General features: G+C 57.6%; 21 protein-coding genes. 8 read left to right on the top strand and 13 right to left on the bottom strand.

All coding sequences use genetic code 11. The annotated features are described in order from the left end of the window. Window positions 1-96 precede the first annotated feature (96 nt). Window positions 97-750 (bottom strand): LysE family translocator, encoded by a 654-nt coding sequence (locus R0140_RS15180; protein ID WP_232673667.1) that lies wholly within the window; start codon window positions 748-750, stop codon window positions 97-99. A 230-nt stretch (window positions 751-980) separates the two neighbouring features. Next, window positions 981-1,307, bottom strand: a complete 327-nt coding sequence (locus tag R0140_RS15175; protein ID WP_116696124.1) for a gamma-glutamylcyclotransferase family protein — start codon at window positions 1,305-1,307, stop codon at window positions 981-983. 185 nt (window positions 1,308-1,492) lie between these two features. On the opposite strand from R0140_RS15175, the gene R0140_RS15170 reads away from it, so the two are divergent. Continuing rightward, window positions 1,493-2,326, top strand: a complete 834-nt coding sequence (locus R0140_RS15170; protein ID WP_317703830.1) for a LysR substrate-binding domain-containing protein — start codon at window positions 1,493-1,495, stop codon at window positions 2,324-2,326. A 195-nt stretch (window positions 2,327-2,521) separates the two neighbouring features. After that, a complete protein-coding gene (locus tag R0140_RS15165) occupies window positions 2,522-2,974 on the top strand; it encodes a GNAT family N-acetyltransferase (protein ID WP_101993531.1) in 453 nt (150 codons plus the stop codon). A gap of 54 nt (window positions 2,975-3,028) precedes the next feature. Here the strand turns inward: R0140_RS15165 and R0140_RS15160 are convergent, their stop codons facing one another. The 5 genes from R0140_RS15160 to nifJ all read right to left on the bottom strand — a co-directional run bounded on the left by R0140_RS15160 (window position 3,029) and on the right by nifJ (window position 10,220). Then, window positions 3,029-3,706 carry an SOS response-associated peptidase gene (locus R0140_RS15160; protein ID WP_317703829.1) on the bottom strand — a complete coding sequence of 226 codons (678 nt, stop codon included), beginning with the start codon at window positions 3,704-3,706 and terminating at the stop codon, window positions 3,029-3,031. A 631-nt stretch (window positions 3,707-4,337) separates the two neighbouring features. After that, entirely contained in the window at window positions 4,338-4,772 is a 435-nt protein-coding gene (gene uspF / locus R0140_RS15155) for a universal stress protein UspF (protein ID WP_008805149.1), read from the bottom strand. 82 nt (window positions 4,773-4,854) lie between these two features. After that, window positions 4,855-5,067: a KTSC domain-containing protein gene (locus R0140_RS15150; RefSeq protein ID WP_008805148.1), complete on the bottom strand. Its 213-nt coding sequence runs from the start codon at window positions 5,065-5,067 to the stop codon at window positions 4,855-4,857. Window positions 5,068-5,209: 142 nt separating this feature from the next. Next, window positions 5,210-6,334 (bottom strand): porin OmpK37, encoded by a 1,125-nt coding sequence (ompK37, locus tag R0140_RS15145; protein ID WP_022066059.1) that lies wholly within the window; start codon window positions 6,332-6,334, stop codon window positions 5,210-5,212. A 358-nt stretch (window positions 6,335-6,692) separates the two neighbouring features. Continuing rightward, the gene (gene nifJ, locus R0140_RS15140; protein WP_032739766.1) at window positions 6,693-10,220 is read right to left on the bottom strand and encodes a pyruvate:ferredoxin (flavodoxin) oxidoreductase; all 3,528 of its coding nucleotides are present in this window, start codon (window positions 10,218-10,220) and stop codon (window positions 6,693-6,695) included. Window positions 10,221-10,582: 362 nt separating this feature from the next. Between nifJ and R0140_RS15135 the strand changes: the two genes are divergently transcribed. Beyond that, window positions 10,583-10,846, top strand: coding sequence for a putative hemolysin (locus tag R0140_RS15135; RefSeq protein ID WP_008805145.1), 264 nt, complete (start codon window positions 10,583-10,585; stop codon window positions 10,844-10,846). Window positions 10,847-10,891: 45 nt separating this feature from the next. Here the strand turns inward: R0140_RS15135 and hslJ are convergent, their stop codons facing one another. The 3 genes from hslJ to R0140_RS15120 form a co-directional block, all read right to left on the bottom strand. Continuing rightward, the gene (hslJ, locus tag R0140_RS15130; RefSeq protein WP_008805144.1) at window positions 10,892-11,332 is read right to left on the bottom strand and encodes a heat shock protein HslJ; all 441 of its coding nucleotides are present in this window, start codon (window positions 11,330-11,332) and stop codon (window positions 10,892-10,894) included. A gap of 122 nt (window positions 11,333-11,454) precedes the next feature. Next, complete coding sequence (locus R0140_RS15125) at window positions 11,455-12,444, bottom strand: 2-hydroxyacid dehydrogenase (RefSeq protein WP_008805143.1); 990 nt, start codon at window positions 12,442-12,444, stop codon at window positions 11,455-11,457. 147 nt (window positions 12,445-12,591) lie between these two features. After that, window positions 12,592-13,092, bottom strand: a complete 501-nt coding sequence (locus tag R0140_RS15120; protein ID WP_004204015.1) for a DedA family protein — start codon at window positions 13,090-13,092, stop codon at window positions 12,592-12,594. A 206-nt stretch (window positions 13,093-13,298) separates the two neighbouring features. Between R0140_RS15120 and R0140_RS15115 the strand changes: the two genes are divergently transcribed. The 3 genes from R0140_RS15115 to R0140_RS15105 are packed head-to-tail and all read left to right on the top strand — an operon-like array spanning window position 13,299 to window position 16,451. Further along, window positions 13,299-15,938 (top strand): YdbH family protein, encoded by a 2,640-nt coding sequence (locus R0140_RS15115; RefSeq protein WP_008805141.1) that lies wholly within the window; start codon window positions 13,299-13,301, stop codon window positions 15,936-15,938. Further along, on the top strand, window positions 15,935-16,120 hold the full coding sequence (locus R0140_RS15110) for a YnbE family lipoprotein (RefSeq protein WP_012541949.1): 186 nt from the start codon (window positions 15,935-15,937) through the stop codon (window positions 16,118-16,120). Before R0140_RS15115 ends, R0140_RS15110 begins: the two co-directional genes overlap by 4 nt. Window positions 16,121-16,127: 7 nt before the next feature. Continuing rightward, on the top strand, window positions 16,128-16,451 hold the full coding sequence (locus R0140_RS15105; RefSeq protein ID WP_012541948.1) for a YdbL family probable chaperone protein: 324 nt from the start codon (window positions 16,128-16,130) through the stop codon (window positions 16,449-16,451). On the opposite strand, the gene feaR is transcribed toward R0140_RS15105, so the two are convergent. Then, complete coding sequence (gene feaR, locus R0140_RS15100) at window positions 16,452-17,354, bottom strand: transcriptional regulator FeaR (protein ID WP_012968374.1); 903 nt, start codon at window positions 17,352-17,354, stop codon at window positions 16,452-16,454. It lies immediately after the preceding gene. Between the two features lie 235 nt (window positions 17,355-17,589). Between feaR and R0140_RS15095 the strand changes: the two genes are divergently transcribed. Next, entirely contained in the window at window positions 17,590-19,089 is a 1,500-nt protein-coding gene (locus tag R0140_RS15095; RefSeq protein ID WP_012541945.1) for an aldehyde dehydrogenase family protein, read from the top strand. Window positions 19,090-19,213: 124 nt separating this feature from the next. Beyond that, entirely contained in the window at window positions 19,214-20,104 is an 891-nt protein-coding gene (locus R0140_RS15090; RefSeq protein ID WP_032754201.1) for an oxidoreductase, read from the top strand. An 18-nt stretch (window positions 20,105-20,122) separates the two neighbouring features. Here R0140_RS15090 and R0140_RS15085 read toward each other — a convergent pair whose 3' ends face one another. Continuing rightward, entirely contained in the window at window positions 20,123-20,854 is a 732-nt protein-coding gene (locus R0140_RS15085) for a class II aldolase and adducin N-terminal domain-containing protein (RefSeq protein WP_032730195.1), read from the bottom strand. A 5-nt stretch (window positions 20,855-20,859) separates the two neighbouring features. Further along, window positions 20,860-21,690 (bottom strand): ABC transporter substrate-binding protein, encoded by an 831-nt coding sequence (locus R0140_RS15080; protein ID WP_032754206.1) that lies wholly within the window; start codon window positions 21,688-21,690, stop codon window positions 20,860-20,862. Window positions 21,691-21,708: the final 18 nt, after the last annotated feature.

The raw sequence follows: 21,708 nt of genomic DNA, 5'->3' as shown, positions 1-21,708 counted from the left end.
AGAATGGTATCTATTGGCACAAATCGGCAAGCCCAGTGAGTTGTCTGAGCCTGTATGAGCGAAAAGCGGACGCTGGGTTTACCGTTTCGGTAAAACTTATCTGGCAGATTTCGATACTACACCAGACCCACTAAACAACATGCGGATACCGAGGCCTACCATGACAACTCCTGTAAATCTTTCCTGCCATTTTATAAAGCCTGGGTGTTTACCTAACCAGTTTCCAAATGCTCCTGATGCCATTGCAACTGACCCCAGTGAAACAATTCCAGCCAGCTTTTGGATACTCCCCAGAACAAGCAATTGCAGCCAGACAGGACCCTCGGCGGGATCGACAAACTGAGGAAGAAAAGCAAACATGAACAACAGAGATTTTGGGTTCGTCAGGCTGTTCAGGGCACCTTCCTTAATGGCATTCCAGTCAGAAATTTTTGCCGTTTTTCGCAGCCGCGTATCAGTGCCTGAAGTTGCAATCATTTTTATGCCCAGCCACATCAGATAGGCCGCACCAGCCCACCTTAGCAGATCTAGCGCCACCGGCCAGGCATGAACAACGGTTACCAACCCCATGACAAGAAAAGAAACTTGCACAAAGCCTGCTACAAAAACATTACCCAGTACCGTAAGCAGTGCAATACGTCTTCCCTGACCGACTCCTCGGGCGATAGTTAGCATCATGTCTGGCCCCGGAGAAATCTCCAGAAGCGTCAGCGCGAGAAGAAAAGTTATAAACGTTTCGATGGAAGGCATCTTGGTTGAGTCCGGAAAAATATTTCCGCTACGTTACCTCAGTCCTATTCGAGCCGAAAGCGGAATATACTGCAGCGTCCGCTCCTGGCACAGAACGGACGAAGCGCTTAAGACCCGCTAGAAGGAGTAGAGGACATCGGTCATGACAAAGAATTACGCATGAAGGTTTAAGAATCGCTTGCCAGAGATGCTTCAGCCATCGTGTAGTAGCTCACAGCAGGTCTCATAGTTTATGCTTTGAGCATGTAGATGCATGATTTTACAGTCTGTCCGGAATATGTAGTTACCTCTACTGGTACCCGTTCATACTCAGAACCTTCGAACTCATCGAGCATGTGCCAGTGAAGATGCAAATTCTCTGACATGAAAATAAAACCCTGTACACGATTACCGGAATCATCTAATACGATCCCCGGATATCCCATCTCTGCACCCCAACCTTTATCTAATAAAGAACCACCAACGTGGCCTTCCTGCCATGTCCCCCCAATCTTTTCAAGAACATGAGCATTAGGTCGGCCAGGCCCCAGGGTCCCGTAGACAAACAAGCTTTCCATCATTCCTCCGCTTATCGTAAAGCCAATGTGAATGTTCTATGTGCTAATTTTGTTTTTCGGACTCTGGCCTGACAAATCATTTGTTCTCACAATATGCGTGAATTATTATCACGCGTATGATATTTGATTGCCTTCCCCCATTGCAGACTCTGCGTGCTTTTGAAGCTACAGCACGGCTTTCCAGCATGACGTTGGCAGCAGCAGAGTTGCACGTAACGCATGGCGCGATAAGCCGGCAAATCCGGAAGCTTGAAGAGCATCTGGGGTTAAAACTATTTTTCAGGCTGACCCGACAGATAATACTGACTCAGGAAGGGGCTGACTATCATCGCACTGTCACCCGTCTTCTGAATGAATTAATGATGGAATCTGAGCGTCTGCGCGGAAGGAACCCTGAAAAAAGTTTACGTGTCAGTACAACGGTTTCATTTGCCAGCAAATGGTTGGCACCGCGTCTGAGCCGCTTCAGGCAGAGATATCCAGAATTTGATATTCAGCTGGATGTTACTGACAGTAATGTGGATCTAAATGATGGTCAGGTAGATGCAGCCATTCGTTACGGTCTTGGCCATTACCGCGACGTTTCGTATGAGCGTATCTTCGATGAAACAGTTACTCCCGTCTGTAGCCCTAGTTTTCTTAAAGAACATAATGGTCTGACAGAAATTAAGGAGCTGTCAAACTGCGTTCTTCTTCATGAATACAGAATGTTGGCGAACTGGGAGGCATGGTTTGAAATGGCCGGAGAAAAAAAATTTTGCTGCCATCACGGCCCCTTATGGACTCTTGGCAGCATGGCGACTGAGGCTGCTATACGTGGCGAGGGTGTTGCTCTGGGACGCAGTGTTCTGATTGCAGATGATGTAGCTGCTGGAAGGCTTGTTGTCCTGTTTCCGCAATACAAACTTAAGGCTGAGCGGGGATACGATTTAGTTTATCGCTCGGATAATCAGGATTCATTTAAAATACGAATTCTGAGACAGTGGCTCTCTGAAGAAATGAGTTTGCTGGAAGATTGAATGGTCATCTTAAATGGTTCATTCCTTGCACGGAGCGGACTTAATCACTGAGCGTGAGGTCCGCCATGAGCGAAAAACGGACATTGCACCCCCGATAAAGCCACGGATCAGTGTTGTCCTATTACTTGTTCCAAGTTGATGCTTTTCCAAGCAGGGGCCTATATTCTAGTTGAATTCCTTTTGCAGGATATAACCATGATAACAGTAGAGAAATCAGATCCATTTTCTTCAGAATCTTATCGATTAATCGAGATGCTGTCTGCAGAACTTGCCGCTATTACTGGCGATAGTGGCAAAACCAACTTCACCGTTGAAGCTATGAACAATGACAAAGCAGTATGGGCTTTGGCAAAAAATACACATGGCGATGCGATCGGATGCGGTGCAATCCGCCCATTAACGCAAAACATAGCTGAGCTTAAAAGAATGTTTTCAGATCGAAGTGAGCCTGGCGTGGGTAGTGCATTACTTACTTTTCTGGAAACCTCTGCTAAGCAAATGGGATATCGAGAACTGAAGCTGGAAACCCGACATATCAACCACCGGGCCGTCAGCTTTTATGAGAAAAATGGATATGTTCGTATTGAAAATTATGGTCCATACATAGGAAGAGAAGAAGCTGTCTGTTTCTCAAAAACATTGTACTGATTGCATTTATCGGACCGAACGTCCTCTTCTGGCACATTCCGGACGTCATCAAAGCTACAGGCTTTTGATAGCCTCAATCAATTCAGGCCCCTGATTTTTCACATTGCCTACCGCTCGCGATACCGGGTGCCAGGTGAAATGGTCGGCGGATACTGCTCCGTCGACTGCTATCTCTTCGGCTTCCTTTCCGCCTATATCCTGGCGCATCCATTCGCGTGCTGCTTCCGGCGTCAGAACCAGCGGCCGGCGGTCGTGAATATCGACCAACCCCTGATCGGCCGCAGCGGTCACTATCAAAAAACCTTCGGCTTCGTCGCCGCGCTCTAAAGGCACGCTGCCGATCGCTGCCATGAATATTGGCAGGCCATCAGCACGATGAATGAAATAGGGCTGCTTCTTGTCTCCTTCACGCTTCCATTCAAACCAGCCATCGGCAAAGCAGATCGCTCGACCGTGCTGCCAAAGCGGTTTAAACATCCTGCTGGTGGCTGCGGTCTCCACCCGGGCATTAATCAGCGGTGGTTTATCCCACCACCCTGGTGCGTAACCCCAGTGAACGGGATCGAGATGCAGTTGCTCATCACGTTCGCTCAGGAGCAAAACTTTAGTCCCAGGTGCCACGTTGTAACGCCCAATTGGCTCAGGATCGTATGCAATATCGCGCTCGGCCTCTTCAGCCAAATAAGCCAGATATTCTTCACGGGTTTGGGCTTGTGCAAAACGTCCACACATAGAAACCTCCAGTCAGTAAGACTAAAAGTATAGACGTTGCGAGTGATGGCCAACTGATGGGTTTTCCTAGGGAAGGCCGTTATCATGAAAGAGTGTTGCGCACCGAAAATTACATGATTAACGCAGGAGATGATGCCATGGGAGGATATTGTCGTAAACATGCACTTTTTCTTTCTGGAAAGCTGCTCGCAAAAGAGGGGCATAGAAGGGGCATCGGATAAGAAAAAGGGGCAAAAAAGGGCATTAAATTCGTAGGCTGGCGTCGGTTGGCGTTGTTCTTATGGGGTAATAACTGACTGTATTAGAAGATAAAATTAATAAATTCAGGGGCTTGAAATTATTTGGGAAACTTATCGATGTTGTATTTTTCTTTTTTACTGATTTCTTGATTTTGCAGCATGTAATAGTGGCTCAATTCATAGTGTGGCATCAGAAGAGCACGCGTTCTGCCAGCCTGGACAACGTGGCGCTGGCGCGTAGCAATTAATGAGGTCTGACAGACAACCGTGGCGTGTATGGTACGGATTCAGGGGCGGAATGTCAGCATCTTTCCGGCACTTTCCGCTGCGGGCAGGCAGGCGGAGGCGGTGTAAGCGGAAATAAAAAGCCCGCCGGGCGGCGGGCTGTGGCGTTAACGCACCACCAGGACTGAGCACTCGGCGTGGCGGACCACCGCGGCGGCGTTGGAGCCCAGCAGATAGGTGGTGATATCTGGCCGGTGCGACGCGATGATCACCAGGTCGGCGGGTAGCGACTTGGCCAGCGCGAGGATCTTATCTTTTGGCGACCCTTCGGCGACGTGAAAATGCATCCGATCTTCCGGGATGGAAAATTGTTTGGCGATCTCTTTAAGCTGCGTTTCCGTTCCTTCGCGCAGCTCATCCATACCCGGCAGTTCGGCGGTGTAAGCCATTCCCAGTGAGGCATAATAGGGCAGGGAAGGGATCACGGAGAGGAAATGGACCTCGGCGTCGTCAATCCGTGCTTCCGATTCAACGTGACTGATAATGCGTTCAGTAAATTCTTTATCAGAGATATCGATAGGGACAAGAATCATTCTGCTCATAAAAACCTCCTGTTTAAGTATCCCCTCACATTGTACGGCATTAGAGCACGTTTTGTATCATGACCGTGGTCACACTTTGACATTAACGTGGCTTGCGTTCGGGGAATTTCCCTTTGATCACGCCGTCATAAAATCGTCCTTTTGACACCACCTGTAAAAAATCGCGGAAAATACGCGGTGGCACGCCGGTATATTGCAACGGCGGCTGGTGATAAAAATAGATTTCCAGTGTGGCGGAGGCGTCATCGTAGGCGACAGAGATAATTCGGGATGATTTTACCGGGTGATGATGCATAGTGGACGTCCTCGGGCAAGCACTGACTGAGCACGACTATATCACTAAATGGACGGCTATTTTAACCAGCGGGATATATTGTTTTGTTTTATCTACTGTACGGCGGGAGGAAGAAGCCCGCCGGAACCGGCGGGCTGGCGCATTAGAACTGGTAAACCAGGCCCAGGGCGACGATGTTGTCGGTAGAGATACCGTTGTCTTTGTAGAAGCTGTCGTTGTCATCCAGCAGGTTGATTTTGTAATCAACGTAGGTAGACATATTACGGTTGAAGTAATAGGTAGCGCCAACGTCCATATATTTGACCAGATCTTTATCGGCGTAGCGGCCGTTATTATAGAGATCTTTGCCTTTGGACTGCAGGTAGGAGATGGCCGGACGCAGGCCGAAGTCGAACTGATACTGCGCGGTGACTTCGAAGTTTTGCGTTTTATTGGCCACGCCGTCATTGCCGTACGGGGTCATATTGCGGGTTTCTGAGTACATGGTCGCCAGGTAGATATCGTTGGCGTCGTACTTAAGGCCGGCGGTCCAGGCTTCGGCTTTATCGCCGCGGGCATTGGTCTGGGTCATCTGATCGTTGGTACGGTCAGAAGAGGTGTAGGCCGCTGCCGCGCTGATGCCCATGCCGAAGTCATAAGAGGTGGAGAGACCGAAGCCATCGCCATTGTCGAAGCGAACATCGCTGTCGCTGCTGCGGTTATTGGTGCCGACGTTGATATCCTGCGCGTTCTGACCTTCGTTTTTACCCTGATACTGCAGGGCAAAGTTCAGACCCTCCACCAGGCCAAAGAAATCGCTGTTGCGGTAGGTCGCGACGCCGTTGGCGCGGCCTGCCATAAAGTTATCCGCATAGGTGTAGGAGTCGCCGCCGAACTCCGGCAGCATATCGGTCCAGCCTTCGACGTCGTACAGCACGCCGTAGTTACGACCGTAGTCGAAGGAGCCGTAATCGCCGACTTTGATACCCGCGAATGCCAGACGGGTCCACGCCTGATCGCTGGAGCTCTCGGTGTTGTTGGCCTGAACGTTATATTCCCACTGACCATAGCCGGTAAGCATATCGTTGATCTGGGTTTCGCCTTTAAAGCCGAAACGCAAATAAGTTTGATCGCCGTCTTTTTTCGAATCGCTGGAGAAATAGTGCAGACCGTCTACCTTGCCATAGAGATCTAATTTATTTCCGTCTTTATTATAAATTTCCGCCGCATGGACGGCACCGGCGGCTAATAAAGCCGGAATAACGAGGGCCAGTACTTTTCTTTTCATGAAGAAATTCCTTTAACTGTTTTTATGTTTTAGCTTCCGGGAAGGAAGTGAACTCATGCTAAAGGAGCGGTCTGAGATATGGTAAGACTCAATTGTTACGATATAAGTAAAATCTAAAATAAATAATACCAAAGAAATGTTGATAATTATGCTGAATATATCCGTGGATAATATACAAAATAAAAATTATACATGCCCAGGATAATCACGTATTATTCGCGCGTTATATGCCTTAATTGTCATGCCAATTATTTATTGTTGCCGTCTCATTCTGCGGAATGATTTTGTTTATCGGTAAAACGACAAGCCCGAACAACATGTTCGGGCTTTTTTTATGGCTGCAGGATGGAAAATAACCTTAGCCTTCGCTCGGTGATTTCTCCGCTTTGCCGGCCAGCTGGGCGAGGAAGTCATACCGTTTCTGCAGATCCGCGGCGGCGTCTTTCCACAACTGCTCCGCCACCTCCGGCTGCTGGGCGTTCAGGCGACGGAAGCGTTGCTCGTTGAGCAGCGTCTCGGCCAGCGCGTCGGACGGCGGACGAGAATCCAGCGCCAGCGGCAGTTTGCCTTCGTCGGCGCGACGCGGGTCGAAGCGGTAGAGCGGCCAGAATCCAGTGGCGGTCAGCTGACGCATCTGATCGTGGCTGAGCGCCAGATCGTAGCCGTGCTCTTCGCAAGGACTGTAGGCGATGATCAGCGACGGTCCCGGATAGGCTTCCGCTTCCTGAATCGCTTTCACCGTCTGGTTCAGCTGCGCGCCCAGCGAAATCTGCGCCACATAGACATGACCGTACATCATCATGCTGACGCCCAGATCTTTGCGCGCCTTGCGTTTACCGTGTTCGCCAAACTTGGTGACTGCCCCCAACGGGGTGGCTTTTGACGCTTGGCCGCCGGTGTTGGAGTAACACTGGGTATCCAGCACCAGAATGTTGACGTTTTCCGTCAGGCTCAGCACATGATCCAGACCGCCGAAGCCAATATCGTAGGCCCAGCCGTCGCCACCGATCAGCCAGACGGATTTCTCCACCAGCGCGTCAGCATCGGTCAGCAGCTCTTCAGCGCCGTCCACGCCGGCCAGCGCCTGGCGCAGGGCCGCCACCTGTTCGCGGCGTACTTCCGGCGTCGCCTCGGCATGTAACGCCGCGTTCAACTCTGCCGGCAGTTTGTCGGCAAATTCGCTTAGCAGGCGCAACACGCGCTGACGGTGCTGGTCGACGGTTAAGCGGAAGCCGAGCCCGAATTCAGCGTTATCCTCAAACAGCGAGTTGGCCCATGCCGGGCCGCGGCCGTTGGCGTCGGTCGTATACGGCGTCGAGGGCAGGTTGCCGCCGTAAATGGAGGAGCAGCCGGTAGCATTGGCAATCAACATCCGATCGCCATACAGCTGGGTCAGCAGTTTGATATACGGCGTTTCGCCACAGCCGGAGCAGGCGCCGGAGTATTCAAACAGCGGGCTGATCAGCTGCGAGGTGCGAATATCAATCCGCTCCAGTTTTGTGCGGTCGATTTCCGGCAGGTTGAGGAAGTAATCGTAATTGACCTTCTCCTCTTCCACATGCTCCAGGCGCGACATCATATTGATGGCCTTGATCTCCGGGTTCTGGCGATCTTTCGCCGGGCACACTTCAACGCACAGGTTGCAGCCAGTGCAGTCTTCCGGGGCGACCTGCAGAACGTATTTTTGTCCGCGCATATCGCGGGATTTGACGTCCAGCGAGTGCAGACTGGCAGGGGCGTTCTCCATCTCTTCCGGCGCGACCACTTTGGCGCGGATCGCCGAGTGCGGGCAGGCGGCGACGCAGTGGTTGCACTGCGTACACAGCGCTTCCTTCCAGATGGGGATCTCTTCGGCGATATTGCGTTTCTCCCAGCGCGTGGTGCCCATGGGCCAGGTGCCGTCCGGCGGCAGGGCGGAGACCGGCAGCGCATCGCCGAGGCCGGCCAGCATCGCGGCGGTGACCGTTTTGACGAAATCCGGCGCGGCGTCGGAGACCACTGGCGGGCGGTTCGGACTGCTGGCGTTCACTGGCTGGAGCGGCACTTCCGCCAGCGATTCCCGGGCCAGGGCCAGCGCCTGCCAGTTGCGTTCCACCAGCTCCTGGCCTTTGCTGCTGTAACTTTTGGCGATGGCTGCCTGCAGTTCCGCCAGCGCGCTGTCGCCCGGCAGGATGCGGGTGAGATGGAAGAACGCCATCTGCATCACGGTATTAATGCGCGCGCCGAGGCTGCACTCGCGGGCGATTTTCGCCGCGTTGACCACGTAAAAACGCGCTTTTTTCTGATTCAGGGTGGCCTGGACTTCCTGCGGCAGGCGAGACCAGACCTCATCGGCGCCGTACGGCGTGTTAAGCAGGAAAATACCGCCGGGCTTCAGCCGCTCGGCCATCTGGTATTTATCGATAAACTGCAACTGGTGGCAGCCGACGAAATCAGCCTGCGAAATCAGATACGAAGAACGAATCGGTTTTTCGCTGACGCGCAGATGCGAGACGGTGAGGCCGCCCGCTTTCTTCGAGTCATAGACAAAATAGCCCTGCGAGAACCACGGGGTCGAGTTGCCGATGATTTTGATGTTGTTTTTGGTGGCTGACACGCTGCCATCGCTGCCGAGACCGTAGAACAGGGCCTCGAGCTTGGCCTCTGCTGGCAGGGTATTTTCTCCCAGCGGCAGTGATAGATTGGTCACGTCATCATAGATACCGACGGTAAAGCGTGGCTTCGGCTGAGCGGACTGCAGTTCACTAAATACCGCCAGCACGCATTCCGGGCCGAACTCCTTGGAGGAGAGGCCATAGCGGCCGCCGATGGTGCGCGGCAGCGTCTCGCGCTCGCCGCGGTTAAAGGCTTCCGCCAGGGCGGTCATCACATCGAGATACAGCGGCTCGGCAAGCGCGCCAGGCTCTTTGGTGCGATCGAGCACAGCTACCGCCCGGGCGCTTTCCGGCAGCGCTGCCAGCAGGTGGGCGGCGGAGAACGGGCGATAGAGGCGCACTTTCAGCACGCCGACTTTCTCGCCGCGGCTCAGCAGTTCATCAACCACCTCTTCGCAGGTACCGATGGCCGAACCCATAATGACGATCACGCGCTCTGCCTGCGGGTGGCCGTAAAACTCAAACGGTTTGTACTGACGGCCGGTGGCGGCGGCGAAGTCGTCCATCGCCGTCTCAACATGGTCATAGACCGCGTCGTACCACGGATTGGTGGCCTCCCGGGACTGGAAGTAAGTGTCGGGGTTGGCCGAGGTTCCGCGGATCACCGGGTGTTCCGGATTGAGCGCGCGCTGGCGATGCTCGGCGATTTTATCCTGCGGTAGCAGGGCGCGAATGGTGTCATCCGCCAGCGGGGCGATTTTGTTGATTTCGTGCGAGGTGCGGAAACCATCAAAGAAATGAATAAACGGCACCCGGCTTTGCAGGGTGGCGATATGCGAGATCAGCGCAAAATCCTGCGCCTCCTGGACGCTGCTGGCGCACAGCATGGCGCAACCGGTCTGCCGCACGGCCATGACGTCGGAGTGATCGCCGAAGATCGATAGCGCGTGGGTGGCGACGGTGCGGGCGGCGACGTGCAGCACAAACGGCATCAGCTGGCCGGCCAGTTTGTACAGCGTGGGGATCATCAGCAGCAGACCCTGCGATGAGGTAAAGGAGGTGGAGAGGGCGCCGGTCTGCAGCGCGCCATGTACGGCGCCAATGGCGCCTGCCTCCGACTGCATTTCGACCACGCGGGGAACATCGCCCCAGACGTTTTTCAGCCCATTGCCGGCCCAGGCGTCGGCCTGTTCCGCCATCGTTGAACTGGGCGTGATCGGGTAGATGGCGATAACTTCACTGGTGCGAAACGCGACGGAAGCGACCGCGCCATTACCATCAATCGTAATCATATGAAGACACCCTTACATTGCGCAAAAGAATGGACACGTGAAACCGCGACGCGCCCTGTAATTATATAAGGGGTAGTTTAGCAAACCGTTGGCGCGGCCATTTTTGCATTTGTGTCCTCAATGCGCCGGCCACCCGTGACCAGATCAATATTTTGCATGGTTCGCGGAGAAAATGGCTTCCTGCCGAGTGTCGAGTCACGTGCGCCCGGCGACCAGGCCGGAGCAGATCAAGCTTTCGGCGAAAATTTGCTAGAAAATGTTAATGAGGCGCATAAATACGTACTTCCCCCCTCGACGCCGCCCGCCACGCTGCCTATTATTCTGGGGTTTGCTTTTTTAAGACGTTTCCGAGGGGAGAGAGAATGCGAGCTGCGATATTAGTAGGTTGTGCGGCGCTGTTGCTGTCGGCGTGCAGTAGTGAACCCGTTCAGCAGGCCACGGCGGCGCACGTCACGCCAGGCATGCGGGCGGCGATGAGCGACGCCGGTCAGGCCAACTGCGCCATGATAGGCGGCTCGTTATCGGTGGCTCGTCAGCTCGATGGTTCGGCGATTGGCATGTGCGCGCTGCCGAACGGCAAACGCTGCAGCGAGCAGGCGCTGGCGGGCGGCAGCTGCGGCTACTAACGGCGGCCCCGTCGCGGGGCAGCGTCAGCGGCACCTCAATGCCGGCTAGTGCATCAGGTCGGCGAGCTTATAGACCAGCGTCTGGTCGGCGGTCGCCAGCGTCAACTGGTTTTCCGTCAGATCGACCTGCGCGCCTTCGCGCAACATCTTGCCGATCGTCGCGTCAAGGGTATTAAGCTGGGCATCGTGGCACAGCATCCGGGTCATCGCCAGCGACTTCACCTTCAGCTCGCCGTCCGACACCTTGCCTTCCCCGCTAAAACCGTTGCACATATTGCCCGAAACATACATCTTGCCCGTAATAGCCATCTTCTCGCCGAAGCTCAGCTCCAGCGGCCGGTCGCCGGCGTTGACCGCCTGGCCGTTGACGCTGGTCAGCACGAAGCGATGATGCTGCAGCTGTTCCGCGCCGGTGGACACCTTACTGTTATAGACACAGCCGGACAACAGCATACCTGCCGCCAGTAGCGCCGCCAATTTGTTCATTTTCACTCCAAAACATTCACATTACTAATAAAACCAAGCCAGTGTAACGGTATCGCAGCGGGGATCTGTGGGGATTATCTGAATGTGCTCCCCCCGGGAGAGGAGCACAAAAGGGAAAGGAATCAGACGATGGCGTTCGGGCAGGTTTCGCCGTTGGCGACCTGCTGCAGGTTGCCCAGGGTGGTCTCCGAAATGCTGATCAGCGCCTCAGCGGTGAGGAACGCCTGGTGGCCGGTGAACAGCACGTTGTGACAGGCGGAGAGGCGGCGGAAAACGTCGTCCTGGATCACATCGTTGGATTTGTCTTCAAAGAACAGATCGCGTTCGTTCTCATAAACATCCAGCCCCAGCGCGCCAATTTTCTGGTGCTTCAGGGCGTCGATGGCCGCCTGGGAGTCGATCAGCGCGCCGCGGCTGGTGTTAATCACCATCACCCCGTCCTTCATCTGGTCAAACGCCTCGCGATTGAGCAGATGGTAGTTTTCGTCGGTCAGCGGGCAGTGCAGGGAGATCACGTCCGACTCCTTGTACAGTGTAGCGAGGTCGACATATTCCACCCCCAGCTCCAGCGCGGCGGCGCTTGGGTACGGGTCGAACGCCAGCAGGCGCATGCCGAAACCTTTGAGGATCCGCAGCATCGCCACGCCAATTTTCCCGGTGCCGATCACCCCGGCGGTTTTACCGTACATGGTGAAACCGGTGAGGCCTTCGAGGGAGAAGTTGGCATCACGGGTACGCTGATAGGCGCGGTGGATGCGACGGTTGAGCGACATCATCATACCGATCGCATGCTCAGCGACGGCTTCCGGCGAGTACGCCGGGACGCGGACCACGCGCAGGCCAAGCTCCTTTGCCGCCTCGAGGTCGACGTTGTTAAATCCGGCGCAGCGCAGAGCGATATACTTCACGCCGTGGGCCTTCAGCTCTTCCAGCACCGGGCGGCTGCCGTCGTCATTGACGAAGATACACACCGCTTCGCAACCGTTGGCGGTTTTGGCGGTCTTCGCTGTCAGCAGGAAGTCGAAGAATTCCAGTTCAAAGCCGTAGGTATCATTCACGTGCTGCAGGTACTTTTTATCGTACTGCTTCGTACTGTAAACCGCGATTTTCATAAGACTTTTCTCCAGTGATTATAACGTCACGGTAGCATATTTAAAATAATCGTACAATTATTAAAAAATAGTTTAAGTGTCAGGTGCTTATGCTAATTCTAGAGCATATCGCGGATTTGCGGAATCTCTTTGAAAGACAAAGTTTTTTCACCACAAACTGAGGCTTAAAGCGCCGGGGGAGAGCAGCAGAAACGGCCACAGCAGACCGGAGCTGACGTTAGCTAGCTGAAACGACCACAGCGGCAGGCCGCTGGCGCCGCTGACCAGGGGCAGGGTGGCGCGCAGGGGAGAGAGGAAGCGACTGAAAAAGACCGCCCACAGCCCGCGGCGCTGAAAAAAGAGTCGGCTGCGGGCCAGCCGCTCGGCGGTGAGCCAGCGTAACTGTGTGAGGCGGTGACGATAGCGAACGCCTAACCACCACGAGAGCCAGAATCCGCCGATGGCGCCGAGGCTGGCGCTGGACCACATTAACAGGAAATGACCGAGGCTGGCGGAAGCGAATGTCCCCAACAGCAGCAGACCGGAGGTGCCCGGGATCGCCAGCGACACCAGCGCGCAGGATTTAGTGAAGGTAAGCAGGAAAACCATTAGTAATACCAATGGATAGTGGCCCTGTGCGCTCTCAATGAGCGAGATAATTAACGACACGGTTTCTCCCGCAAGCCATTTCTGTCTGGCTGGAGTGTGGCAGGCGCTGCTTAAACAAAAGCTAAATGATGACGGCCGATCGCCGCGCCGCGAGTCCGGCTGGCAACTATGCTTTAACAGGTCGCAAACTTTCACTCACTGGTCGAACGTGTCACAATGGGCGCCATTCGGCTTTTACTTATGTTGAATCAGGATATTAACTGCCCATGAAGGGTAAATATAAAGCCGCCATCGCGCTGGTGTTAGTGCTGGTGTTATTGCCGCTAACGCTGCTGTTGACGCTGACCCACTGGGTGCCGACGCTGGCGGGCATCTGGCTGCCTGTTGGCACTCGTATCTCGTTGCAGGAGAGCCCGCGTCTGACGCGGTCGGCTCTGCTGATCCCCGATCTGCGCTATCTGGTGGGCGACTGTGAACTCGCCCGGGTGACCGATACCCGCCTTTCGCGTCCCAGCCGCTGGCGGCTGCATATTGGCCAGCTGGACATCAACAGCGCTTGTCTGAGCAAACTGCCGGCCAGCGAGCCCACGCCGGGATCGCCGCGCACCCTCGCCGAATGGCAATCGATGTTGCCCTACAGTTGGTTAACGATTGATAACCTGCGGCTGTCGCCGTGGGAGAAATGGCAGGGGCGGCTGGTGATGTCGTTGACGCCAGCGCAGCAGGACATCGGCTTTGCCGGTAAGGAACTGAGTCTGCAGGCGCGCCTGCGCGGCCAGGCCCTCACCGTCAGCCAGTTCAGCGCCCGGCTGACTGACGATCAGCCGCCGGTGAAGCTGGTGGGAACCTTCCACCTGCCGCTGGTACCGGATGGTCTGCCGGTCGACGGCCAGATGCAGGGCACCTTTGAATTTCCACAAACCGCGGAATGGATCGATGCCGAGCTCGAGTGGCAGCACAATCGCGGCCAGCTGCTGGTGACGCCGCGCGGCGAGGTAGAGCCGATCCTGGACCTGCCGTGGGAGATCACCCCGGAGCGGATCACCATCAGCGACGGCCGCTGGCGCACCCGCTACCAGAACTATCCGCTCAGCGGGCGCGTCGCATTGTCGGTGGGTAACTGGCAGCAGGGGACCGAGCAGATGACCGTCAGCGGTCGCTTAAATGTCCTCACCGAGGGGCATGCCGGCAAAGGCAACGCGGTGCTGAATATCGGTCCGGGCAAGCTAAGCATGGATAACAGCGACATGCCGCTGCGGCTCACCGGCGAGGCCAAGCTGGGGGAGATGATCTTCTACGCGGCGCTGCCGGCGCAGCTCAGCGGGTCGCTGGTCAGCCCGCAGCTGGCGTTTCATCCCGGGGCGCTGCTGCGTTCGCGCGGACGAGTGATCGATGCGCTGAATATTGATGAAATTCGCTGGCCGCTGGCTGGGGTGAAAGTGACCCAGCAGGGCGTCGATGGCCGCCTGCAGGCGATCCTCCGCGCCCATGAGCAGCAGATGGGCGACTTTACGCTGCATCTGGACGGTCAGGCGAGCGATTTTCTGCCCGACAGCGGCCGCTGGCAATGGCGCTACTGGGGTGAGGGACACTTCACCCCGATGCAGGCGCGCTGGGATGTGAAGGGCAGCGGGGAGTGGCGCGACAATGCTATTACCCTGAGCAGCCTCTCCACCGGCTTCGATAAGCTCGAGTACGGCACGATGCGGGTCAGTACGCCGCGTCTGACGCTCGAGCAGCCGATCCGCTGGCTGCGTGATGCCCAGCACCCGCGGCTGACCGGCGCGCTGTCGCTGGACGCGGCAAAGACCACCTTCTCCGGCGGCAGCTATCTCCCGGCGTCAACGCTGAAATTTGCCCTCGACGGCCGGGACCCGACGTGGTTCCAGTTCACCGGCGCCCTGCACGCCGATACCATTGGCCCGGTGCGGCTGACCGGGCGCTGGGATGGCGAACGGCTGCGCGGCCAGGCGTGGTGGCCAAAACAGTCGCTGACGGTGTTCCAGCCGCTGGTGCCACCGGACTGGAAGATGAATCTGCGGGAAGGGAGTCTCTATGCGCAGGTGGCCTTTTCGGCAGCAGCCGGGCAGGGATTTGAGGCGGGCGGCCACGGCGTGCTGAAGGGCGGCAGCGCCTGGATGCCGGACAATCAGATTAACGGCGTCGACTTCGTGCTGCCATTCCGTTTCAGCGACGGCCACTGGCAGCTGGGCACCCGCCGTCCGGTCTCCCTGCGTATTGGCGAAATCGTCAACCAGGTTACCGCGCGCAATCTGACGGCGGACCTGCAGGGCACCTGGCCGTGGAGTGAGGCCAATCCGCTGCAGCTCAGCGACGTCAGCGTCGATCTGTTAGGCGGAAAACTGACCCTGCTGCAGCTGCGCATGCCGCAGCGCGACCCGGCGCTGATCCGTCTGCAACATATCTCCAGCAGCGAACTCACCAGCGCCGTCAAGGTGAAGCAGTTCGCTATGTCCGGGGCGGTGAGCGGCGCGCTGCCGCTGTGGCTGGAAAACAACCAATGGATCATCCACGACGGCTGGCTGCGTAATGACGGGCCGATGACCCTGCGGCTGGATAAAGACACTGCCGATGCGCTGGTGGCGGACAATGTCTCCGCCGGGGCGGCGATTAACTGGCTGCGCTATATGGAGATCTCCCGCTCGTGGACGCGGATTAACCTCGACAATCTGGGCGTATTGACGCTTAAGGCCACCATCAACGGTACCAGCCGGGTGGACGGGAAAAGCAGTACCGTGCATTTAAACTACGCTCATGAAGAGAATATTTTCGACCTGTGGCGCAGTTTACGCTTCGGCGACAATTTACAGGCGTGGCTCGAACAGAATGCCATGCTGCCCGTGCGGCGCTGTACGGACGGTAAGACATGTAAGGAACCTAAATGAAGAAGTTGCTACTGGCCATGGTGGCGCCGATGCTGCTCGCCGGCTGTACGCCGCGTATCGAAATTGCGGCATCGAAAGAGCCCATCACCATTAATATGAATGTCAAAATTGAGCATGAGATCCACATCAAGGTCGATAAGGATGTGGAAAATCTGCTGAAATCCCGCAGCGATCTGTTCTGAGGCGACGATGAGAAAACGACTGTTAAGCGCAGCGCTGGCGCTGACCTTACTCAGCGCGCCCGCGCTGGCGTTGACCCTGAGCGAAGCGCGGCAGCAGGGGCGGGTGGGGGAAACGCTGAACGGCTATCTGGCGCCGCTGCGCCAGGATAAAGAGACCTTAGCGCTGGTGAAGCAGATCAACGCCGCGCGCAGCGAAAGCTACCAGCAGCTGGCGGATGACAACAATCTGCCGGTAGATGAAGTGGCGAAAATGGCCGGGCAGAAGCTGGTGGCCCGGGCTCAGCCCGGGGAGTACGTCCAGGGGCTGAACGGCCAGTGGCGGCGTAAATGATCAGCGGCAGCGCTTGCGGTATTCGCCCGGCGAGACGCCAAAGCGCTGCTTAAAGGCGGTGGAGAAATGGCTGTGGTCGCTGAAGCCCCAGCGGTAGCCGATCCCCGCCAGCTTTTCGTCGTCGTGGGCATTCTGTAGCGCCCGGGCGCACAGATCCAACCGCCGGTTCTTAATATACTGCGCCACCACCAGCCCTTTGTCGGCAAACAGCCGGTACAGGCTGCGTACCGACATCCCCGTCTCGCTGGCCAGCCACTCCGGGCGCAAATGCTCCGACTGAATGGACGCATCGATTAAGGCAATAATCTTTTGAAACTGCTTTTCCCGCCGGGAAGGGGCAGGCTCGCGCTGATGCAGCACCGGGCGCAACAGGCAGGCGATCGCCTCCAGCGCCGCTTCACTCTCGCTGGCGGAGAGTGTCGTGCCGCCCATGCTTTCCAGCAACAATCGCTGGCTGAGCTGCACCATTGGCAGGGATTTGTCCAGCCGGCAGGCGGTGGCGATGTCGCCTGTGGGCGCCACCCGCTGGCGCGGCAGCAGCAGGGAGGCCTGACGCGAGGTCTGCTGCCAGACAATCGAGCAGGGGCGGGCGGCGTCGATTAACGTGATATCGCCTGCCGCCAGCGTCACCTGGCGATCGTCCTGTTCGATGATGGCTTCGCCGGCAAGCTGAAATACGGTGTAGAACCAGGCGTCGTTATCGCGTTTTATCTCATTGTGTGTGCGGTAGAGATTAACGCCGGCGGCGGTGACCGTGCTGACCTTGAGGTTACCAGCGTAGCGGGCGTCAATCTCGCCGTGGAAGCGCCCCTCCAGCGGCCGGGCGGCGAAATGGCCGCAGACCTGATTGATCGTCGCCAGCCAGCGCTGGTACGCCAGCCCCCCCTCTGCCGTGGTCATCATTCGCCCTTCTCCTGTAATAACAATGTTTCCGCATTGTTGCATTTATGCCGCCTCAGGCAAGGCCGCGATGGCGGGTATATGAAAGAACTATTACCTGCGGCACATTTCTGCCAGGGTAAGCCGCGGATTTGCGGCGACTGTCACAGCGGCGCAAACGAATGTCACAGAGAAAAAAGCGCCAGCCGCCAACCGGACATAGACTGAAAGCACTATCCGCGAAGAATAAGGAAAGGGTATGTCCACCTCTCAGATAGCGCTGCTTGCCAGCGTCCAGCAGTTTTTAGACCGTCAGCATGGCCTGTATATCGACGGCGCTCCCTGCGCCGCGCAGAGCGAAAACCGGTTAACCGTCTGGGATCCGGCCACCGGGCAGGCGATTGCCACCACCGCCGACGCCAGCCCGGCGGATGTTGACCGGGCGGTAATGTCCGCCTGGCGCGCTTTTGTCGATCGCCGCTGGGCCGGGCGCACCCCGGCCGACCGTGAACGCATCCTGCTGCGTTTTGCCGACCTGGTGGAGCAGCACGGCGAAGAGCTGGCGCAACTGGAAACCCTTGAGCAGGGCAAATCCATTGCGATCTCTCGCGCCTTTGAGGTCGGCTGCACCCTGAACTGGATGCGCTACACCGCGGGGCTGACCACCAAGATCAGCGGCCGGACGCTGGACGTGTCGATCCCGTTCCCGCAAGGGGCGCGTTACCAGGCGTGGACCAAAAAAGAGCCGGTCGGGGTGGTGGCGGGCATCGTCCCGTGGAATTTCCCGCTGATGATCGGCATGTGGAAGGTCATGCCGGCCCTGGCGGCAGGCTGTTCGATCGTCATCAAACCTTCTGAAACCACCCCGCTGACCCTGCTGCGGGTGGCGGAGCTGGCGACCCTGGCGGGCATACCTGACGGGGTATTCAACGTGGTCACCGGCAGCGGCGCCGGCTGCGGCGCGGCGCTGACCGCCCATCCGCAGGTAGCGAAGGTCAGCTTTACCGGCTCAACGGCGACCGGGAAACAGATCGCCCGCGTGGCCGCCGACCGCCTGACTCGCGTGACGCTGGAGCTGGGCGGCAAGAACCCGGCGATTGTGCTCAAAGATGCCGATCCCCAGTGGGTTATTGAGGGGCTGATGACCGGTAGCTTCCTCAATCAGGGACAGGTCTGCGCCGCCAGCTCGCGGATCTACATCGAAGCGCCGCTGTTTGACACCCTGGTCAGCGGTTTCGAGCAGGCGGTGAAATCGCTGCAGGTGGGGCCGGGGATGCAGGAGACGGCGCAGATCAACCCGGTGGTCTCCCGGGCCCACTGCGACAAGGTGGCGGCCTACCTCGAAGAGGCTCGCCAGCAGAAGGCAGAGCTCATCAGCGGCAGCGCCGGACCGGATGCGGGGGGGTACTATATTCCGCCGACGCTGGTGGTTAACCCCGACGCCGGACTGCGCCTCACCCGTGAGGAGGTATTTGGCCCGGTGGTGAACCTGGTGCGGGTGGCCGACGGCGAGGAGGCGCTGCGTCTGGCCAACGACAGCGATTTTGGTCTGACCGCCAGCGTCTGGACCCGCGATCTAACCCAGGCCCTGAACTACACCGACCGTCTGCAGGCGGGAACGGTATGGGTCAACAGCCATACTCTGATTGACGCCAACCTGCCTTTCGGCGGCATGAAGCAGTCTGGTACCGGCCGCGATTTCGGCCCTGACTGGCTCGACGGCTGGTGCGAAACCAAATCCGTCTGCGTGCGTTACTAGACCGCTGTCGGGGAAAGCGAATGGCTTTTCCCGACGCGCCGCTTGCCGACCTCCGGTCTTTCTCGCTACTGTGGAGGGCAATCTTTGCCCAACCAGGGCGGTGAATCACCAGGAGGTCTTCGGCATGACAGCATTTCCTAAGGTTGCACTTATTGGTCCCGGCGCCATCGGCACGACTATCGCCGCCGCCCTGTTTGAGGTGGGGAGGGCGCCGATGGTCTGCGGGCGTACCGCCCATTCGGCGTTGGTGCTGCGCACTGACGAGGGCGAGATCGTGGTGCCCGGCCCGGTGCACACCGACCCAACGGCGATAGCCGCCCCCTTCAACCTGGTCTTTGTCGCGGTGAAAACCACCCAGACGGAGGCCATCGCCCCTTGGCTGACGGCCCTGTGTTCCGCGGACACCGTGGTGTGCGTGCTGCAAAACGGCGTTGAACAGCGCCAGCAGTTTGCCCCCCTGACCGGCGGCGCGACGGTGTTGCCCTCGGTAGTCTGGTTTCCGGCGCAGCGCGATGCCGATGCCTCTGTCTGGCTGCGCGCCACGCCGCGACTGACGCTGCCGGATCTGCCGGGGGCAGAGCGAGTGCAGCAGGCGCTGGCGGGGACCCGCTGCGCGGTGGACCTGGCGGCGGATTTTACCACCGTGGCCTGGCGTAAACTGTTGCAGAACGCCGTCGCCGGACTGATGGTGCTGACCGGACGCCGCGCCGGGATGTTTGCCCGGGAAGACATCACTGCCCTCGGACTGGCTTATTTGCGCGAATGTCTGCAGGTGGCGCGGGCGGAAGGGGCCGCCCTGGGCGACAGCGTGCCGGAGGAGATTATCGCCGGCTTTCACCGGGCGCCTGCCGACTTAAGCACCTCTATTCTGATCGATCGTCTGAATGGCCGACCGCTGGAGTGGGATATTCGTAACGGCGTGGTGCAGCGTCGCGGACGTCAGCACGGCATTCCGACACCGCTCAGCGATATCATCGTGCCGCTGCTGGCGGCAGCCAGCGACGGCCCGGGCTGACCCGGGCAGGCGCGGGGGTTAGTCCACCAGGGAGGGATCGAGGTCGATCATTAACTGCTTCATTTCGGCAAAATGCTGCCGCGAGAAATCGGCAATCTTCTCCCAGTCCTGGGCCGTTTTTTCCGCTACCGCGTCTGACAGAACCTTCAGCGGATGGCCGGTGGACCAGGCGGTGATCAGGATCTGACAGGCGCGCTCCAGGGTCCAGATATCATCGAACGCCTCGCCGATGGTCGGGGCGGTCACCAGCACCCCGTGATTCCCCATCAGCAGGCGGCGTTTGTCCGCCAGCAGGCCCGCCAGCCGGGCGCCTTCTGCCGCGGTGTCCGCCATCCCGCCGTACAGCGTATCGACGGCGACCCGGTTAAAATAGCGGGCCGTGTTCTGGTCGATGGGCAGGATCTGCGGCGTCGCCAGACAGGCGAGGCTGGTGGTGTACACCGGGTGCAGATGCAGCACCACCCGCACGTCCGGGAGCCGCTGATGGATCTGCCCGTGAATAGCCCACGCGGTGGCATCGACGTCAGGGCGCGCGGCGCAACCTTCATCATCGGCGTTCAGCACCAGCAGATCGCTGGCGCGGATGCGCGAAAAGTGTTTCCACTTCGGGTTGAGTAAAAACGTTTTCCCGTCGGCGGAGAGCGCGGCGCTGAAATGGTTGGCCACCGCCTCATGCATGCCAAGATGGGCAATGATGCGAAAGGTGGCCGCCAGGTCGATGCGGATCTGCTCTTCATCGGAATCGCGCATGGGCATTACTCCGCTTTCGGCATCAGGGTCTGCAGATCGTCCGCCGTCGGCGCCTGGAAGTGATATTTCTTCAGCAGGGCGGCATATTCCGGCGTCGCGCTGTATTTTTTCAGCGCCTCTTCGAGGGCGGTTTTCACCTCAGAATTGCCTTTTTTAACGCCAAAGCCGTTCAGCACCGGATAGATCAGCGTGTCAGAGGAGATAACCACCCGGTCACCCAGTTTTTCCACCACCCCGCGCGCCACGGCGGCGTCGGTGATCTGCGCATCCACCGCGCGCGACAACAGCGCCTGGGTGGTCTGCGGGTCGGTGGTATAAACGCTCAGCGCAATCGGCTTCAACCCCTTCTTCACGCAGTAGTCGGCGGAAAGCTTCTGCAATTGCGCCAGCCACGAGGTGGCGCCCATCGAGCCGATTTTATGCCCGCAGAAGTCCTCCGGGGTCTTAGGCTGGTAGTCGCCGCCTTTGCGGGCGAGGATCGCTTCCCCACTTTTCAGGTACGGCACCATATCGATCACCTTCAGGCGTTCGGCGGTAATGTACATCGACGAGTTGGTGATATCGAAGCGCCCACCCTGTAGCCCGGGGATCAGGTTGGGGAAGCGGGTATCGATATTCACTGCTTCACGGCCCATAGTCTTCGCCAGACCATCGAGCAGCTCGATGTCAAAACCGGCTGGCTTATTGTTTTCCATGTACTCGTAAGGAAAAAAGGTCATGTCCGAACCGGCGGTGATCTTACCGCTTTGCTGAAAGGCCAGTGCGCTAAAGGATGTCAGAGCAGCCGCTGCGCAGAGCAGCAGGGTCAGCGGGCGTGGTGCGAAAATGCGTGTCATAAAACCTCCGGAGTGTGG

The sequence above is a fragment of the Klebsiella sp. w6 genome (assembly GCF_033100215.1).
GTDB classification, from domain to species: Bacteria; Pseudomonadota; Gammaproteobacteria; order Enterobacterales; family Enterobacteriaceae; genus Klebsiella; species Klebsiella variicola.
The sequence above is the reverse complement of the archived record's forward strand: the minus strand, read 5'-3'. Positions and strand labels throughout refer to the sequence as shown.

Coding starts and splice junctions, on each gene's coding strand:
- R0140_RS15180 (WP_232673667.1), bottom strand. CDS start 750: ATGCCTTCCATCGAAACGTTTATAACTTTTCTTCTCGCGCTGACGCTT.
- R0140_RS15175 (WP_116696124.1), bottom strand. CDS start 1,307: ATGGAAAGCTTGTTTGTCTACGGGACCCTGGGGCCTGGCCGACCTAAT.
- R0140_RS15170 (WP_317703830.1), top strand. CDS start 1,493: ATGACGTTGGCAGCAGCAGAGTTGCACGTAACGCATGGCGCGATAAGC.
- R0140_RS15165 (WP_101993531.1), top strand. CDS start 2,522: ATGATAACAGTAGAGAAATCAGATCCATTTTCTTCAGAATCTTATCGA.
- R0140_RS15160 (WP_317703829.1), bottom strand. CDS start 3,706: ATGTGTGGACGTTTTGCACAAGCCCAAACCCGTGAAGAATATCTGGCT.
- uspF (WP_008805149.1), bottom strand. CDS start 4,772: ATGAGCAGAATGATTCTTGTCCCTATCGATATCTCTGATAAAGAATTT.
- R0140_RS15150 (WP_008805148.1), bottom strand. CDS start 5,067: ATGCATCATCACCCGGTAAAATCATCCCGAATTATCTCTGTCGCCTAC.
- ompK37 (WP_022066059.1), bottom strand. CDS start 6,334: ATGAAAAGAAAAGTACTGGCCCTCGTTATTCCGGCTTTATTAGCCGCC.
- nifJ (WP_032739766.1), bottom strand. CDS start 10,220: ATGATTACGATTGATGGTAATGGCGCGGTCGCTTCCGTCGCGTTTCGC.
- R0140_RS15135 (WP_008805145.1), top strand. CDS start 10,583: ATGCGAGCTGCGATATTAGTAGGTTGTGCGGCGCTGTTGCTGTCGGCG.
- hslJ (WP_008805144.1), bottom strand. CDS start 11,332: ATGAACAAATTGGCGGCGCTACTGGCGGCAGGTATGCTGTTGTCCGGC.
- R0140_RS15125 (WP_008805143.1), bottom strand. CDS start 12,444: ATGAAAATCGCGGTTTACAGTACGAAGCAGTACGATAAAAAGTACCTG.
- R0140_RS15115 (WP_008805141.1), top strand. CDS start 13,299: ATGAAGGGTAAATATAAAGCCGCCATCGCGCTGGTGTTAGTGCTGGTG.
- R0140_RS15110 (WP_012541949.1), top strand. CDS start 15,935: ATGAAGAAGTTGCTACTGGCCATGGTGGCGCCGATGCTGCTCGCCGGC.
- R0140_RS15105 (WP_012541948.1), top strand. CDS start 16,128: ATGAGAAAACGACTGTTAAGCGCAGCGCTGGCGCTGACCTTACTCAGC.
- feaR (WP_012968374.1), bottom strand. CDS start 17,354: ATGATGACCACGGCAGAGGGGGGGCTGGCGTACCAGCGCTGGCTGGCG.
- R0140_RS15095 (WP_012541945.1), top strand. CDS start 17,590: ATGTCCACCTCTCAGATAGCGCTGCTTGCCAGCGTCCAGCAGTTTTTA.
- R0140_RS15090 (WP_032754201.1), top strand. CDS start 19,214: ATGACAGCATTTCCTAAGGTTGCACTTATTGGTCCCGGCGCCATCGGC.
- R0140_RS15085 (WP_032730195.1), bottom strand. CDS start 20,854: ATGCGCGATTCCGATGAAGAGCAGATCCGCATCGACCTGGCGGCCACC.
- R0140_RS15080 (WP_032754206.1), bottom strand. CDS start 21,690: ATGACACGCATTTTCGCACCACGCCCGCTGACCCTGCTGCTCTGCGCA.